The 15,002-nt window shown below is 72.4% G+C and carries 13 protein-coding genes and 1 pseudogene; 4 read left to right on the plus strand and 10 right to left on the minus strand.

Annotated elements, in window-relative coordinates; genetic code table 11:
- The first annotated feature begins 46 nt into the window (after positions 1-46).
- On the plus strand, positions 47-1,516 hold the full coding sequence (locus ACFXI4_RS32180) for a M1 family metallopeptidase (RefSeq protein ID WP_384997519.1): 1,470 nt from the start codon (positions 47-49) through the stop codon (positions 1,514-1,516).
- Here the strand turns inward: ACFXI4_RS32180 and ACFXI4_RS32185 are convergent.
- Together ACFXI4_RS32185 and ACFXI4_RS32190 are read right to left on the minus strand one after the other, a co-directional pair.
- Positions 1,446-1,830 (minus strand): annotated as a pseudogene (locus ACFXI4_RS32185) (Appr-1-p processing protein). The gene ACFXI4_RS32180 and the pseudogene ACFXI4_RS32185 sit on opposite strands and share 71 nt — an antisense overlap.
- A 42-nt stretch (positions 1,831-1,872) precedes the next feature.
- Positions 1,873-3,342, minus strand: coding sequence for an amino acid permease (locus ACFXI4_RS32190; RefSeq protein WP_384997521.1), 1,470 nt, complete (start codon positions 3,340-3,342; stop codon positions 1,873-1,875).
- A gap of 261 nt (positions 3,343-3,603) precedes the next feature.
- On the opposite strand from ACFXI4_RS32190, the gene ACFXI4_RS32195 reads away from it, so the two are divergent.
- Entirely contained in the window at positions 3,604-4,329 is a 726-nt protein-coding gene (locus tag ACFXI4_RS32195) for a MerR family transcriptional regulator (protein ID WP_384997604.1), read from the plus strand.
- A 27-nt stretch (positions 4,330-4,356) separates the two neighbouring features.
- On the opposite strand, the gene ACFXI4_RS32200 is transcribed toward ACFXI4_RS32195, so the two are convergent.
- Genes ACFXI4_RS32200 through ACFXI4_RS32215 form a run of 4 tightly spaced genes read right to left on the minus strand, consistent with a single transcriptional unit; the run spans position 4,357 to position 10,007 of the window.
- Entirely contained in the window at positions 4,357-6,552 is a 2,196-nt protein-coding gene (locus tag ACFXI4_RS32200; protein ID WP_384997523.1) for a 3-hydroxyacyl-CoA dehydrogenase NAD-binding domain-containing protein, read from the minus strand.
- Between the two features lie 40 nt (positions 6,553-6,592).
- Entirely contained in the window at positions 6,593-7,807 is a 1,215-nt protein-coding gene (locus ACFXI4_RS32205) for an acetyl-CoA C-acetyltransferase (protein WP_362718245.1), read from the minus strand.
- A 38-nt stretch (positions 7,808-7,845) separates the two neighbouring features.
- Positions 7,846-8,859 carry an LLM class F420-dependent oxidoreductase gene (locus tag ACFXI4_RS32210; RefSeq protein WP_384997525.1) on the minus strand — a complete coding sequence of 338 codons (1,014 nt, stop codon included), beginning with the start codon at positions 8,857-8,859 and terminating at the stop codon, positions 7,846-7,848.
- Positions 8,859-10,007: a CaiB/BaiF CoA transferase family protein gene (locus ACFXI4_RS32215; RefSeq protein ID WP_384997527.1), complete on the minus strand. Its 1,149-nt coding sequence runs from the start codon at positions 10,005-10,007 to the stop codon at positions 8,859-8,861. The genes ACFXI4_RS32210 and ACFXI4_RS32215 overlap by 1 nt, the downstream gene beginning before the upstream one ends.
- A gap of 178 nt (positions 10,008-10,185) precedes the next feature.
- Between ACFXI4_RS32215 and ACFXI4_RS32220 the strand changes: the two genes are divergently transcribed.
- A complete protein-coding gene (locus ACFXI4_RS32220) occupies positions 10,186-11,364 on the plus strand; it encodes a saccharopine dehydrogenase family protein (RefSeq protein WP_384997529.1) in 1,179 nt (392 codons plus the stop codon).
- Position 11,365: 1 nt separating this feature from the next.
- On the opposite strand, the gene mmpA is transcribed toward ACFXI4_RS32220, so the two are convergent.
- The 3 genes from mmpA to ACFXI4_RS32235 all read right to left on the minus strand — a co-directional run bounded on the left by mmpA (position 11,366) and on the right by ACFXI4_RS32235 (position 13,525).
- On the minus strand, positions 11,366-11,509 hold the full coding sequence (gene mmpA, locus ACFXI4_RS32225; protein WP_384997531.1) for a morphogenic membrane protein MmpA: 144 nt from the start codon (positions 11,507-11,509) through the stop codon (positions 11,366-11,368).
- Between the two features lie 101 nt (positions 11,510-11,610).
- On the minus strand, positions 11,611-12,300 hold the full coding sequence (locus tag ACFXI4_RS32230; RefSeq protein ID WP_384997533.1) for an endonuclease V: 690 nt from the start codon (positions 12,298-12,300) through the stop codon (positions 11,611-11,613).
- 121 nt (positions 12,301-12,421) lie between these two features.
- Positions 12,422-13,525 carry a WD40/YVTN/BNR-like repeat-containing protein gene (locus ACFXI4_RS32235; protein WP_384997535.1) on the minus strand — a complete coding sequence of 368 codons (1,104 nt, stop codon included), beginning with the start codon at positions 13,523-13,525 and terminating at the stop codon, positions 12,422-12,424.
- A 203-nt stretch (positions 13,526-13,728) separates the two neighbouring features.
- Between ACFXI4_RS32235 and ACFXI4_RS32240 the strand changes: the two genes are divergently transcribed.
- Complete coding sequence (locus tag ACFXI4_RS32240; protein ID WP_362732335.1) at positions 13,729-14,145, plus strand: SsgA family sporulation/cell division regulator; 417 nt, start codon at positions 13,729-13,731, stop codon at positions 14,143-14,145.
- 1 nt (position 14,146) lies between these two features.
- Here ACFXI4_RS32240 and ACFXI4_RS32245 read toward each other — a convergent pair whose 3' ends face one another.
- The gene (locus ACFXI4_RS32245; protein WP_384997537.1) at positions 14,147-14,986 is read right to left on the minus strand and encodes an isocitrate lyase/phosphoenolpyruvate mutase family protein; all 840 of its coding nucleotides are present in this window, start codon (positions 14,984-14,986) and stop codon (positions 14,147-14,149) included.
- Between the last annotated feature and the right edge of the window lie 16 nt (positions 14,987-15,002).

Genomic DNA, 15,002 nt, shown 5'->3' on the forward strand with positions numbered 1-15,002 from the left:
TCCGGGCGTGACGGGCGCCTCGGCCCCCTACCGACCTGGAGTTCTCGTGCACCGCAGAATCCTCGCGCCGGGCGCCCTCGCGGCGGCCTCCCTGCTGCTGGCGATCCCGGCATCGGCCGCGAGTCACAGTCCCGGCGCGCCGGGCATCGGCGACCCCTACTACCCGTACTACGGCAACGGCGGCTACGACGTCTCCCACTACGATCTGCGTCTGCAGTACCAGCCGGCCACCGACGAGCTGGCCGGTACGGCGACGATCCTGGCGCGCACCACACAGGACCTGTCCAGCTTCGACCTGGACTTCCTGCTGGACGTGAGCGAGGTGCGGGTCAACGGCGCGACAGCGGCCTTCACCACGTCCGGACAGCACGAGCTGGTCGTCACCCCGAAGTCGCCACTGGCGAAGGGCACGCAGGTCACGGTCGTCGTCCGCTACAGCGGGGTACCGTCCACGAAGAGCGCGTACGGCTTCAGCACCTGGCACCGCACGCCCGACGGGGCGGTCGCCGCGGACGAGCCCGAGTCCGCCTGGTGGTGGTACCCGAGCAACGACCACCCGCTGGACAAGGCCACCTACGACGTCTCCGTCGCCGTCCCCGACGGCACCCAGGTCGTCTCCAACGGCTCGCTCCAGTCGACGAGTTCGCAGCGCGGCTGGACCCGCTACAACTGGCGGCAGAACAGGCCGCAGGCGACCTACCTGACCACGCTGGCCGTCGGGAGGTTCGACATCACGACGAGCACCTCCGAGGGAGGGGTGCCGGTCGTCAACGCCTACAGCAAGGACCTCGGCGACAACGACGGGGCGGCGCGGGCGAGCGTGGAGCGCACCGGGGAGCTGGTCGACTGGCTCTCCGGTTATTTCGGGCCGTATCCCTTCAGCTCGGCGGGCGGGTACGTGCCGAACACGACGACGGGGTACGCGCTGGAGACGCAGACCCGCGTGTACTACAGCCCCAGGCAGTTCGCGAACGGCTCCAACACCTCCGTGGTGGTGCACGAGCTGGCGCACCAGTGGTACGGCGACGACGTCTCCGTCAAGGGCTGGAAGGACATCTGGCTCAACGAGGGCTTCGCGCGCTACGCGCAGTGGCTGTGGTCCGAGCACGAGGGCGAGGGGACGACGCAGGAACTCGCCGACTACGTGTACGCGTCGCACCCGGCCGACGACGCGTTCTGGACGGTCAAGCCGGGGGATCCCGGTCCGGACGACCAGTTCGACATCGCCGTCTACGACCGCGGGGCGCTGGCCGTGCAGGCGCTGCGGAACGCGGTCGGGGACGACGCCTTCTTCGCGATCCTGAAGGGGTGGCCGAGGGAGCACGCGTACGGCAACGCGTCGGTGGCCGACTTCGAGGAGTACGCCGAGAAGGTGTCCGGGAAGTCGCTGTCGGGGCTGTTCGACGCGTGGCTGTTCGAGCCGGCGAAGCCGGCGGTACCTGCGCTCAAGGCCGCGGGCGTGCCTGACCAGCCGAGGTCCTGGAAGAAGATCGAGGCGACGAACGACGTGCACTGAGCGGTTGCAGGGTGCGGTGAGCGGGGGGCTGCGGGCCGGTTGCGGCTGGTCGCGCAGTTCCTCCCCCAGCGCCCCTGAGCGTCCCGTCGGCCAGCTTGGTCAGGGCCGTGTCGCTCGCCTCGCAGCGGACCGGTACGCCCTTGCTGCCGGATCTGGGCGCGGTACGCCCGCTCCGGCTCCGGCCAGCGGCGCGAGAGTGCGAGCACGAAGCCCTTCCCCCGGCCCCCCAGGTCGTTGCAGACATGGGCGATCACCTTGACGCCCTTGCCCGACGGCGCGGTGGCGTCACCCCGGATGTAAGTGATCTCCGACATGACGCCACCGTGGACTATGCCACTGACAGTGGCGCTGACCTGCTACTTCGTGAGCCGCGACAGCTCCTCGCCGACGGTCTGGACCACCCTGCGGCGGACGCCGAACCAGCCCGCCACCAGCAGGGCGGCGATGACCGGGATGAGCAGGAGGGTCTTGCGGCCCACCTCCGGGTCGTTCCACATCATGCCGAGGCAGACCAGCAGGAAGACGATCGTGGCGATCTCGGTGACCGGGCTGAAGCGGAGGCGGAAGGAGGGACGGCCGACCAGACCCGCCTTCGCGCGGCGGACGAAGACCAGGTGGCAGAGCATGATGATCACCCAGGTGCTGATGATGCCGAGGGAGGCGACGTTCAGCACGATCTCGAAGGCCTGGCTGGGCACCAGGTAGTTCAGGACGACACCGAGCACGCAGACCGCGCAGGTCAGCAGGATGCCGCCGTAGGGGACCTGGCTGCGGTTCATGCGGGCCGTGAACTTCGGGGCCGATCCGGCCACCGCCATGGAGCGCAGGATGCGGCCGGTGGAGTACAGGCCGGAGTTGAGGGAGGACATCGCCGCGGTCAGGACCACCAGGTTCATGACGTCGCCGGCGCCCGAGACGCCGATCTTGGAGAGGACCGTCACGAAGGGGCTCTGGTCGGCCGAGTACACCGAGCCGGGCAGGAGCAGGGCGAGCAGGACGACCGAGCCGACGTAGAAGACGCCGACGCGCCACATGATCGAGTTCACCGCGCGCGGGACGACCTTCCCCGGCTCGGCGGTCTCGCCGGCCGCGACACCGACCAGCTCCAGGGCCGCGTAGGCGAAGATCACGCCCTGCATGACCAGGATGACCGGCATCAGCCCGTGCGGCAGGACACCGCCGTGGTCGCCGATGGCGCTCAGCCCCGGGGTCTGGCCGTCGACCTTGTGCTGGGTGGCGAGCAGGAAGATGCCGATCAGCATGAAGCCGACCAGGGTGGCGACCTTGATGATCGCGAACCAGAACTCCATCTCGCCGAAGATCTTCACCGAGATGAGGTTCACCGCGAGGACCACGGCCAGGGCGATCAGCGCGAGCGTCCACTGGGGGATGCTGGTGAACATGGACCAGTAGTGGGTGTAGAGCGCGATCGCGGTGATGTCGGCGATGCCGGTCGTCGACCAGTTCAGGAAGTACATCCAGCCGGCGACGTAGGCGCCCTTCTCGCCGAGGAACTCACGCGCGTACGACACGAAGGATCCGGACGACGGGCGGTACAGGACCAGCTCGCCGAGGGCGCGTACGACGACGAAGGCGAAGATTCCGCAGACCAGGTAGGCCAGCGCGAGCGCCGGGCCCGCGTTGTGGAGCCGTCCGCCCGCGCCGAGGAAGAGGCCGGTGCCGATCGCGCCGCCGACGGCGATCATGTTGACGTGGCGGGCCTTGAGGTCCTTGCTGTAGCCGGCGTCGCCCGCGTCCGCGGGCGTCTGGGCCGCGTGGGTCCGGGTGGCGACGGCCTGTGCCGTGTCCACGGCGTTCTTGCTCACAGGTGGTTCCACTCTCTGGTGCGCCCGAGCGGGTCGCGCTCGGGTGTCCGGACGTACTCGGTCGGCGCACTCGGTGACGGCACGGACCGAGGTGCCCCCTTCCCCGGCCACCTGGGCGTATGCGATGGCACACATCACACAGCGGCACTTCTCACAAGATGATGATCTAGTCATGTGGATGAATTTCCAGCGAACAAATGATCATCGATGACATGGCCATGCCGGTGTCACAGTGCCGCTGTGACAGCGATACTGCTGCACATGACGACCGACACCGACAGCGACTCCGGGGAGCCGGTGCTCACGATCGACGAACTGGCCGCCCGGGCCGGCACCACGGTCCGCACGGTCCGGTTCTACGGCACCAAGGGGCTGCTCCCGCCGCCGGTGATCGGTGCCCGCCGGGTGGGTCACTACGGGGCCGGACACCTGGCCCGGCTGGCGCTCATCGAGGAGCTTCAGCACCAGGGCATGACACTGGCGGCGATCGAACGCTATCTGCACCGGCTGCCGCCCGGGCTGACCGACCACGACCTCGCCATCCACCGGGCCCTGGTGGCCTCCTGGGCGCCTGACACCGAGGAGCGGGTGAGCGCCGGCGAGCTGCGCCGGCGGGCCGGGCGGCAGCTGGACGAGGGGGACGTCGAGCGGCTCGTCGCGATGGACGTCGTACGGCCCGACGGAGACGCCTACCGCGTCGACCCGGGCCTGCTCCGGCTCGCCGTGCAGCTGCTGGACGTACCGCTGTCCGAGCAGGCGATCCTGGCCGCGCGCACCGTGCTGGTCGAGCACTCGCGCTCAGCCGCCCACGCGCTGGCGCAGGTGTTCCGGGCCGAGGTGGCGGAGCGGACCGAGCAGGACGTGAAGTCACTGTCCGCCCATGTGCAGCCGCTGGTGGTGCAGGCGCTGCTGACCACGTTCCAGCGGTCGCTCAGGCACGAGGTGCACCAGTGGCTCGCCGGCCCGGAGGAGTCCCGGCCCTCCTGAGACGGGGGCCGGGACCGGGCGGTCCGGTCAGCGGCCGTCCGTGAAGGTCTCCCCCTTGTCCGCCTTCTCCTCCAGCAGCGCGGGCGGGGTGAAGCGGTCGCCGTAGGTCTCCGCCAGCTCACGCGCGCGGGCCACGAAGCCGGGCAGGCCGGCATCCGCCCCGCCGTAGGCGTCGTAGCCGTTGATGTACTGGAGGACACCGCCGGTCCAGCCGGGGAAGCCGATGCCGAAGAGCGATCCGATGTTGGCGTCGGCGACCGAGGTCAGGACGCCTTCCTCCAGGAGGCGGACGGTGTCCAGTGCCTCCGCGAAGAGCATCCGCTCCTGCATGTCACGGAACGGGATCTCACGACCCGGCTCGGTGAAGTGCTCGCGCAGGCCCGGCCAGAGCCCGGCGCGCCGGCCGTCCTCGGCGTAGTCGTAGAAGCCGGCGCCGCCGCTGCGGCCCGGGCGGCGGAACTCGTCGACCATGCGGTCGATGACGGCCTCGGCCGGGTGCGCGGTCCAGGTGCCGCCGGCCTCCTCGACGGCCAGCTTCGACTCGCGGCGGATCTTCTGCGGCAGGGTGAGGGTCAGCTCGTCCATCAGGGAGAGGACCTTGGCCGGGTAGCCGGCCTGGGCCGCCGCCTGCTCGACGGAGGCCGGTTCGATGCCCTCCCCGACCATGGCGACACCCTCGTTGATGAAGTGGCCGATCACCCGGGAGGTGAAGAAGCCGCGCGAGTCGTTGACGACGATCGGCGTCTTGTTGATCTGCCGGACCAGGTCGAAGGCACGTGCCAGCGCCTCGTCGCCGGTGCGCTCGCCCTTGATGATCTCGACGAGCGGCATCTTGTCGACGGGCGAGAAGAAGTGCAGGCCGATGAAGTCCTGCTGGCGCTCGACTCCCTCGGCGAGGGCGGTGATGGGGAGCGTGGAGGTGTTGGAGCACAGCAGGGCGTCGGGGGCGACGACCGACTCGATCTCCTGGAACACCTTGTGCTTGAGCGAGGTGTCCTCGAAGACGGCCTCGATGACCGCGTCGCAGCCGGCGAGGTCCTGCGGGTCGGCGGTGGGCGTGATCCGGGCGAGCAGCGCGTCCGCCTTCTCCTGGCTGGTGCGGCCCTTGGCGACGGCCTTGGCGCACAGCTTCTCGGAGTAGGCCTTGCCCTTCTGCGCGGCCTCGGCGGAGACGTCCTTGAGGACGACGTCGATGCCCGCGCGGGCGCAGGAGTAGGCGATGCCCGCGCCCATCATGCCCGCGCCGAGGACGGCGACCCTGGTGACCTTGCGGGGCTCGACGCCCCCCGGCCGGTTGGCGCCGGAGTTGACGGCCTGGAGGTCGAAGAAGAACGCCTGGATCATGTTCTTCGAGATCTGCCCGGCGGCCAGCTCCACGAAGTAGCGGGCCTCGATGACCTGGGCGGTCTCGAAGTCGACCTGGCTGCCCTCGACGGCGGCGGCGAGGATGCGGCGCGGCGCCGGGTAGGGGGCGTTGCTGGTCTGCTTGCGCAGGGAGGCCGGGAAGGCCGGCAGGTTGGCCGCGAACTTCGGGTTGGCCGGGGTGCCGCCGGGGATCCGGTAGCCCGGGACGTCCCAGGGCTGATGGGACTCCGGGTGGGCGTCGATGAAGGCGCGGGCCTTGGCGAGGAGATCCTCGGGGCTGTCGGCGACCTCGTGGACCAGGCCGTTCTCCTGGGCCCTGCGCGCGTTGTACTGGGTGCCCTGGAGGAGGACCTTCAGCAGCGCGTCGGCGATGCCGAGCAGGCGCACGGTGCGGACGACACCGCCGCCGCCCGGGAGGAGGCCGAGGGTGACCTCGGGACAGCCGATCTTGGTGCCGGGGGTGTCGAGGGCGACCCGGTGGTGGCAGGCCAGGGCGAGTTCGAAACCGCCGCCAAGGGCAGCGCCGTTGATCGCGGCGACGACGGGCTTGCCGAGGGTCTCGATGCGGCGCAGGTTGCGCTTGATGGCGAGGCCGCCGTCGAAGAGGTCCTGGGCGGTCTCGGGGGTGACCCGGATGAGGTCGCGCAGGTCGCCGCCGGCGAAGAAGGTCTTCTTGGCGGAGGTGAAGACGATGCCCCGGATCGAGTCCTGCTCGGCCTCCAGCCGGTCGGCGACCGCGGCGAGGGACTCGACGAAGGCCGCGTTCATGGTGTTGGCGGACTGGTTCGGGTCGTCCAGGACCAGGGTGACGACGCCGGTGTCGTCCTTCTCCCAGCGGATGGTGGTGCTCTCGGTCATGTGAGGGTCTCCGTGAGGTCTCTTGGTTCCGCCGGGGTTTTCAGACGCGCTCGACGATCGTGGCGATGCCCATGCCGCCGCCCACGCACAGGGTGGCCAGCCCGTAGCGCTTGTCCTGGCGCTCCAGCTCGTCGACGAGGGAGCCGAGGATCATCGCACCGGTGGCGCCGAGCGGGTGGCCCAGCGCGATCGCGCCGCCGTTGACGTTGACCTTGTCCAGGGACAGGCCCATGTCCTTGACGAAGCGCAGCACGACCGCCGCGAACGCCTCGTTGATCTCGACCAGGTCGATGTCGTCGATGGTGAGTCCGGCCTTGGCGAGGGCCTTGCGGGTGGCGGGGGCCGGGCCGGTGAGCATGATGGTCGGCTCGGAGCCGGAGACGGCGGCCGCGATGATCCGCGCACGCGGGGTCAGGCCGTGGCGCTCGCCGATCTCCTTGGTGCCGATGGCGACCAGGGAGGCGCCGTCGACGATGCCGGAGGAGTTGCCCGCGTGGTGGACGTGGTCGATCTTCTCGACCCAGTGGTACTTCTGCAGCGCGACCGCGTCGAACCCGCCCAGCTCCCCGATGTCGGCGAAGGAGGGCTTGAGCTTGGCGAGCGAGTCGGCGGTGGTGCCGGGGCGCAGGTGTTCGTCGTGGTCGAGGACGACCAGGCCCGCGCGGTCCCTGACGGGGACCACGGAACGGTCGAAGCGGCCCTCCTTCACGGCCGTCGCCGCACGCTCCTGGGAGAGCGCCGCGTACTCGTCGACGTCCCGGCGGGAGAAGCCCTCGATGGTGGCGATCAGGTCGGCGCCGATGCCCTGCGGCACGAAGTTGGTGGCCAGGTTGGTCATCGGGTCGTTGAACCAGGCGCCGCCGTCGGAGGCCATCGGCACCCGGGACATGGACTCGACGCCGCCCGCGAGGACGAGGTCCTCGAAGCCCGAACGGACCTTGGCGGCGGCCATGTTCACGGCCTCCAGGCCCGACGCGCAGAAGCGGTTCTCCTGTACGCCTGCCACCGTGTCGGGCAGGCCGGCGGCGATCGCGGCGATCCGCGCGATGTCGGAGCCCTGGTCGCCGACCGGGCCGACGACACCGAGCACGATGTCGTCGATCGCGGCCGGGTCCAGGCCCGGAAAACGGCCCTGGATCTCGTGGATGAGTCCGACGACCAGATCGATGGGCTTCGTGCCGTGCAGGGCGCCGTTCGCCTTGCCGCGGCCGCGCGGGGTGCGGATCGCGTCGTACACGTACGCTTCGGTGCTCACTGACAAGCCTTTCAACGAGGGTTCGGTGGCGGTGGGGGTCAGAGCCAGTTCTTGACGGTCTCGACCAGGCGGGCCGGATCCGGGCCGACGGGGATCACGTCCAGCGTGGTCACGCCCGCCTCGCGGAAGGCGGCGACGCGCTCGCGGACGTATCCCTGCGGGCCGCACAGGGATATGAGCTCGCAGAACTCGTCGGGTACGGCGGCCGCCGCGTCCCGGTGGCGGCCGGCGAGGTAGAGCTCCTGGATGAGCCGGGCCTCCTTCTCGTACCCGTAGGCGACGGCCAGGTCGTTGTAGAAGTTCTTGCCGGGTGCGCCCATGCCGCCGACGTACAGGGCGATCCGGGGCCGGGCCAGGTCGCGGGCGGCCGCCGCGTCCTCGCCGATGGCCAGCAGCCCGCCGGCGGCGATCCGCAGCGGCCCGAGGGCCGGGTCGCGGCGGGCGGCACCCTCCGCCAGTGGCGTCCCCCAGACGTCCTTGGCCTTCTCGGGGATGAACAGGGTGGGCAGCCAGCCGTCGGCGATCTCTGCGGTCATCCGGACGTTGGCGGGGCCGAGGGAGGCCACGTAGAGCGGGACCTCGGCGCGGACCGGCCTGGTCAGGATCTTCAGGGGCTTGCCGAGGCCGCCGGGGCGGGGCATGTCGGTGATGCCGTGGTGGTCGATGGTCTCGCGGCGCAGGATCCGCCGGGTCAGCTCGATGGTCTCGCGGGTGCGGCCGAGCGGCTTGTCGTAGGCCTTCCCGTGCCAGCCCTCGACGACCTGGGGGCCGGAGGCGCCGAGGCCGATGATCGCCCGGCCGCCGGAGATCGCGTCGAGGCCGGCGGCCGTCTGGGCGATGAGGGCGGGGGTGCGGGAGTAGACGTTGAGGATCGCGGAGCCGATCTTCATCCGCTCGGTGCGGGCGGCCAGGTAACCCATGATGGTGGGCGAGTCGAAGCCGTAGGCCTCCGCGACCCAGACGGTGTCGAGGCCCGCCGACTCCAGCGCGGCCGCCCGGTCCGCCGCGGCCCGCGGGTCGCCCGCGTAGTCGAGGAAGGTCGAGAGCTCCATCAGGCGGTGTCCTTGTCGTCGTCGAGCAGGGCGGGTACGGCCCAGTCGCGGGCCACCTCGACGGTGTCCGCGCCGGGCCGGGCGGGCGCGGTGCGTACGGCCGTGGGGGTCACCGAGAACCGGGGGGCAGGGGCCGGCTGGGTGATGCCGCCGTGGCGGGTGAAGGTGCCGCGGGCGGCCAGATGGGGGTGGTGCGGGGCCTCGCCCAGGGAGAGCACGGGGGCCACGCAGGCGTCGGAGCCCTCGAAGACGGCCGTCCACTCCTCGCGGGTGCGGGCCTTGAAGCGGACGGCGACCCGCTCGCGCAGCTCGCCCCAGCGGGTCCAGTCCTTGCGGGCGTCGGCCAGGTCGTCCAGGCCGCCCAGCAGCCGGAGGAACTCGGCGTAGAACTGCGGCTCCAGGGCGCCGACCGCCATGTGTCCGCCGTCGGCGGTCTCGTAGGTGCCGTAGTACGGGCAGCCGCCGTCCAGCAGGTTGGCGGCGCGCCGGTCCTGCCAGCCGCCGGCGGCCACCATGCCGTGGATCATCGCGGCCAGGTGCGCGGTGCCGTCCACGATGGCGGCGTCCACGACCTGGCCGGTGCCGCCCGCGCGCGCGTGGTGCAGCGCGGCCAGGACGCCGACGACCAGGTAGAGGGCGCCGCCCGCGTAGTCGCCGAGCAGGTTGGCGGGGACCGCCGGGGGTTCGTCGGGGCGGCCGATCATTCCGAGGGTGCCGGTGAGGGCGATGTAGGCGATGTCGTGGCCCGCGCGGCGGGCCAGCGGTCCCTCCTGACCCCAGCCGGTCATCCGGCCGTAGACCAGGCCGGGGTTGCGGGCGTGGCAGTCCTCGGGGCCGACGCCGAGGCGCTCGGCGACGCCGGGGCGGTAGCCCTCGACGAGGATGTCGGCACGCTCGGCCAGGTCGAGGACGCGGGCCGGGCCGTCCGGGGCCTTCAGGTCGACGAGCACGGAGCGCTTGTTGCGGTTGGTGACGTCGTACGCCGGGTCGATGGCGAGGCCCTGGCCGCCGGGCCGGTCGACGCGGACCACGTCGGCGCCCAGGTCGGCCAGGAGCATGGCGGCGAACGGACCCGGTCCGATGCCGGCCAGCTCGATCACGCGCACGCCGGAGAGCGGGCCGTGTCCTGGCGTCCCTGCCGTGGTCATGCCGCCCCCAGTCATTGACACAACTGATGTAACACCGACGATGCTAAGAACACGTTCTACCGAGCACAAGGGTGGACGAGCAAGCGCTTAGTCAAGATACCCGGTGGGGGTGCGTCCGCACTCCTCACGCTAGCCTCAGCCACCGACAACGGCACGGGTTGCACGACCGAGAGGTGTCATGAGCAGGCTGAAGACGACGGACCGTCCCTACGACATCGTGCTCTTCGGGGCCACCGGCTTCGTCGGCGAACTCACCGCCGGCTACCTCGCCGCCCACGCGCCCCAAGGCCTGCGCTGGGCGGTCGCGGCCCGGGGCGAGCGCAGGCTGGAGTCCCTGCGCAAGCGGCTGCCGGCCGGCACGGAGGTCGGGCTGCTGCGCGCCGACGTCACCGAACCCGCCACGGTCCGCGCCCTCGCCGAGCAGGCGCGCGTGGTGGCCACCACGGTCGGTCCGTACGGCCGTTACGGCGAGGACCTGGTCGCGGCCTGCGCGGACACCGGTGCGGACTACCTGGACCTGTGCGGGGAGCCCGAGTTCGTCGACCTGACCTACGTGCGGCACGACGCACGCGCGCGCGAGACCGGGGCCCGGCTGGTGCACGCGTGCGGCTTCGACTCGGTCCCGCACGACCTGGGCGCCTACTTCACGGTCCGCCACCTGCCCGAGGGCGTGCCACTGACCGTGGACGGCTTCGTGACCGCCGACGCGGCCTTCTCCGGCGGCACCTTCGCCTCCGTCCTCGACCAGTTCGCGCGCCCCCGGCAGATGATCGCCGCCACCCGGGACCGCGCCCGGTACGAACCCCGTCTGATGGGCCGCCGGGCGACCGCCCCGGCCGGACCGCCGCGCTTCGCCGGCGAGATCGGTGCCTGGGCACTGCCGCTGCCCACCATCGACGCCCAGATCGTGCGCCGCTCGGCGAAGGCACTGGACCGCTACGGCCCGGACTTCCGCTACCGGCACTACGCGGCCGTCCGGCGTCTTCCGATGGCGCTCGGCGGGATCACGGCGGTGGGCGCGGTGGCCGCGGCAGCCCAGCTGCCGCCCGCCCGGCGCTGGCTGTCGGACCGGCTCAGGCCCGGCGAGGGGCCGAGCGAGGAGAAGCGGGCCCGCAGCTGGTTCCGGGTCCGGTTCGTCGGCGAGGGCGGCGGACGGCGGGTCTTCACGGAGGTCTCGGGCGGCGATCCCGGCTACGGCGAGACGGCGAAGATGTTCGCCGAGGCCGCGCTGTGCCTCGCCCTCGACGACCTGCCGGCGACGTCCGGCCAGGTCACCACGGCGCAGGCGATGGGCGACGCGCTGACCGAACGCCTGCGCGCAGCCGGAATCGGCTTCCGGGTGGCCGCCGTCCGCTAGCTCAGGACCAGGCCACGACCGTGCAGAACGTGCCGGTGATCCAGGCGAACCCCGCCACCACGGCCAGGACGAGCGCCGCGTCGACGGCGCGCTCGACGGGCTGGGCGGGGTCGGCCAGGGGCTTGGGCGCACGGGGTGTCGTCATGCGGGCCGGCCTGCCGCCGGCACCGGGGCGGCCACATCCGTACGCGTACTCGGTCCGGGTGCTCGGTCCGGGTGCTCGGTCCGGGTGCTCGGTCCGGGTGCTCAGGCCCGGGCCTGACGCAGTGCCCTGCGGCACAGCGCGTCCGCGCGGCGGGTGGTCTCCGGAAGGCGGTACCGCGGGGTGAGCGCCAGCGTGTGGGCACAGGCGTTGTCCAGGCTCACCCGGTGGCCGACGGAGACGAACACCGGCTTGACGCCGTCCCGGGTGCGCAGCGCCCTGCCGACCTCCACGGTGCCGGCGAGGAGCGGTGCGTGGCTGCCGCGCGGCGTGTCCGGGTCGTCGTGGGCGAAGGTGAACGGGTTCTTGGCGACGCCGACGGTGGGCAGGCCGGTGAGGACGCCGAGGTGGCTGGCGAGACCGAAGCGGCGCGGGTGGGCGAGGCCGTAGCCGTCGCAGACGACCAGGCCCGGCGGGCACGGCAGGGCGGCCAGGGCGGCCCGTACCGTGGGGATCTCGCGGAAGGCGAGCAGGCCGGGCACGTACGGGAAGGAGACCCGGCCGACGGCGGTGGCCTCGGCCACGGGCTCCAGGGTCGCCGCGTCCAGCACGACGGCTGCCGCCGCGACCAGGTCCCGCTCGTCGTCGTAGGCCACGTCGACCCCGGTGACGTGGCCGGCGCCGGGCGCCGGTCCCGGCTCGTCGAGGATCACCCGCCCCCGCAGGCCGTCCTGAACGGCCAGCGCCGCTTCCTCGGTCGCGGGCCAGTCCGCGGGTACGGATACGGTCGTCATGGTGACCACGAGCGTACGACGCACACACGCGCGCGTGCGGCCCACCGCCGCACGGCGCCGCGGACGCGGGGTAGGGCTGACCCGCCGTCATGCGCGCGCCCGCCGCCCGGACACCCGCGCGTCAGCGCTCCAGACGTGCCACCCGTCCCTGCTCACCGGCGGCCCAGCAGCTCACGTCGGGGGTGCAGTCGACGGTGTCGTACGAACCGGTGTCGACGGTCCGCCAGGTGCGGCCGCCGTCGGTGGTCAGGTCGGTTCCGGTGGGACCGACGGCGAGGGCGGCGGTACGGCTGTGCGGAAGCCAGGCGGCACCGGAGCGGTAGGCGGGCGGCGGGCTGGTCGCGGGCTGCCAGGTGCGGCCGCCGTCCCGGGTGACCGCCGCGGCCCGCGGGGAGGACTGGTCGGGGCGGTAGTCGCCGCCGACCGCGAGGCCGTGGGTACGGTCCCGGAAGGCGAGGGCGAAGACGCCCTTGGCGGGATCGCCGGCCGGGACGGGCGTGTCGGTGGCGGTCCAGGTCAGTCCGCGGTCGGCGGAATGCAGCACGCGCGCGTGGGCGGCGCCGCCGGTGGCCAGCCAGGCGTCCTTCGGCCCGGAGGCGACCAGGCACTGGCCACTGGCCGCGAAGCCCGCCTCACCGTCCAGGGCGGCCGGCATCCCGGTGCCGGGCAGCACCCGCCAGGAGCGGCCGCCGTCCCCGGTGGACAGGATGCGGAACTTCCCGTCCACCGGGTCGCTCATGGCGAGGCCGTGCCGGCGGTCGAAGAAGGTCATGCAGTCGTAGAAGGCGGCCGGGTCGGTGTTGCGGAACGACTCGGTCCAGGTCGCCCCGCCGTCGTCGGTGCGGTAGACCCGGGAGGCCTCGCCCTCGCCGATGGCCAGCACCACCGCGCGGCGTGCGTCGAACGCCTCGACGTCCCGGAACTGGAGGTCGGCGGCGCCCGGCGGAGAGACGTTCCGCCAGGTCGTCCCGCCGTCGGTGGTGCGCAGCACGGTGCCGGCCGTTCCGGCCAGCCACGCGGTGTGGCGGTCGACGGCGGCCAGACCGCGGAACCGCACGTCCGGTGTGCCGGTGTCCTTGACCACCCACCGCGGTGCCGGTGTCGCCGCGTGCGCGGAACCCGCGGTCAGCGCGGCCAGCGCCGCCGCGCACGCCACCCCCACCGTCACCGTCCGGCTCGTTCGTCCCGTCCGTCCTGACCGTCGCGTGCTCCCCAAGCGCCTCATGGCGCGGCAAGTTAGCCCACCGTCCCGGTGCCGTCCAGAGGGCCCGGCCGTCCCACGGGCCGGGTAAGCCCCGGGTGTGAATGAGCCCGGTGACAGAGGTCACTCGCACTTCGCGTGCACGGATCGGGCGCTTCCCTCGTCTCTTCCATTGCCAGGTCTCACACGCCCGGGAATTCGTCCAGCCGTCGCTAGGGAGCAAGGCCTTGTCCACTGTCATCGAGCAGCCCGTAGAGGCCCGCCTGGTCGCCGCGTCGCCGCGGATGCCGAGCATTCCCGCCAGCCTGTGCTACGACAGCGAGGATCCCTTCGCCGTCCGTATGACCTTCCCGGCCCCGGCCACCCTGGAGGGCGTCGACGTCTGCTGGACGTTCTCCCGCGACCTGCTCACGGCGGGCCTGGACGCCCCGGAGGGCGACGGTGACGTCCGGGTGCGGCCGTACGGCTACGACCGCACCGTGCTGGAGTTCCACGCCCCCGAGGGCACCGCCGTCATCCATGTGCGCACGGGCGAGATCCGGCGTTTCCTGGAGGCGACCGGCGAGCTGGTGGCCGCCGGCCTCGAACACCTCCGGCTGGACCTCGACCACGACCTGGCCGAGCTGATGCGGGACGCCTGCTGAACTAGCCCTCCCTGGTCAGCAGGGCGTTGAGTTCGCCGTAGCCCAGCCCGTCCGCCAGCGCCCCGTAGGTCCCCGTGTCCAGCAGCTCCCGCGCGGCACGGCGGACGGCCGCGTGTGCCGCCTCGGCCAGGGCCGATCCGGCGCTCACCCGGGCCACGCCGAGGGCGGCCAGTTCGGCGACGGTCGGCGCACCCGGGCCCGCCAGCACGTTGAGCGGTCCCTCGACGCCCTCGACGAGCGCCGTGACCGTCTGCGGGTCGACGACCCCGGGGACGAAGATCCCGTCGGCGCCCGCGCCCCGGAAGGCGGCGGCGCGTTCCAGGGTGGCCGCCACGTCACCGGTGGCACACAGGAAGGTGTCGATCCGGACGTTCACGAACATCGGCACGCCCTCCCTGTCGGCGGCCTCCCGGGCGGCGGCGATCCTCTCGGCCTGCTCCGCGACCGGCCTCAGCGGCCCGCTCCCCTCGCCGTCGTACAACGCGTCCTCGATGTTGACGCCCACGGCGCCCGCCGCGAGCACCGCGCGGACGGTGTCGGCGACCCCTGCCGGGTCGGTGGCGTACCCGCTCTCGATGTCGGCGCTGACCGGAACCCGCACCGTGGCGACGATGCGGGCGACGGCCTCCACCGCACGGCCCCGGTCCAGCCGGTCGCCGTCGGGGGCGCCCAGCGCCCAGGCGAGCCCGGCGCTGGTGGTCGCCACCGCCGCGGCGCCCGCGTCCTCGGCGAGCCGGGCGCTCACCGCGTCCCAGGCGTTCGGGAGGACGAGCGGACACCCCGGGACGTGCAGGGCGTGAAAGGCAAGGGCCTGTTCCCGAAGGGTGGTCAGGTTCGTCATGCGGACGACTCGACCA

It is taken from the genome of Streptomyces sp. NPDC059224 (assembly GCF_042754285.1).
Classification (GTDB): Bacteria; Actinomycetota; Actinomycetes; order Streptomycetales; family Streptomycetaceae; genus Streptomyces.

What these genes read in the sequence shown, in the direction of transcription:
- ACFXI4_RS32230 (WP_384997533.1), bottom strand. Translation starts at nt 12,300, where the DNA reads ATGACGACCGTATCCGTACCCGCGGACTGGCCCGCGACCGAGGAAGCG.
- ACFXI4_RS32210 (WP_384997525.1), bottom strand. Translation starts at nt 8,859, where the DNA reads ATGGAGCTCTCGACCTTCCTCGACTACGCGGGCGACCCGCGGGCCGCG.
- ACFXI4_RS32215 (WP_384997527.1), bottom strand. Translation starts at nt 10,007, where the DNA reads ATGACCACGGCAGGGACGCCAGGACACGGCCCGCTCTCCGGCGTGCGC.
- ACFXI4_RS32235 (WP_384997535.1), bottom strand. Translation starts at nt 13,525, where the DNA reads ATGAGGCGCTTGGGGAGCACGCGACGGTCAGGACGGACGGGACGAACG.
- ACFXI4_RS32195 (WP_384997604.1), top strand. Translation starts at nt 3,604, where the DNA reads ATGACGACCGACACCGACAGCGACTCCGGGGAGCCGGTGCTCACGATC.
- ACFXI4_RS32200 (WP_384997523.1), bottom strand. Translation starts at nt 6,552, where the DNA reads ATGACCGAGAGCACCACCATCCGCTGGGAGAAGGACGACACCGGCGTC.
- ACFXI4_RS32220 (WP_384997529.1), top strand. Translation starts at nt 10,186, where the DNA reads ATGAGCAGGCTGAAGACGACGGACCGTCCCTACGACATCGTGCTCTTC.
- mmpA (WP_384997531.1), bottom strand. Translation starts at nt 11,509, where the DNA reads ATGACGACACCCCGTGCGCCCAAGCCCCTGGCCGACCCCGCCCAGCCC.
- ACFXI4_RS32245 (WP_384997537.1), bottom strand. Translation starts at nt 14,986, where the DNA reads ATGACGAACCTGACCACCCTTCGGGAACAGGCCCTTGCCTTTCACGCC.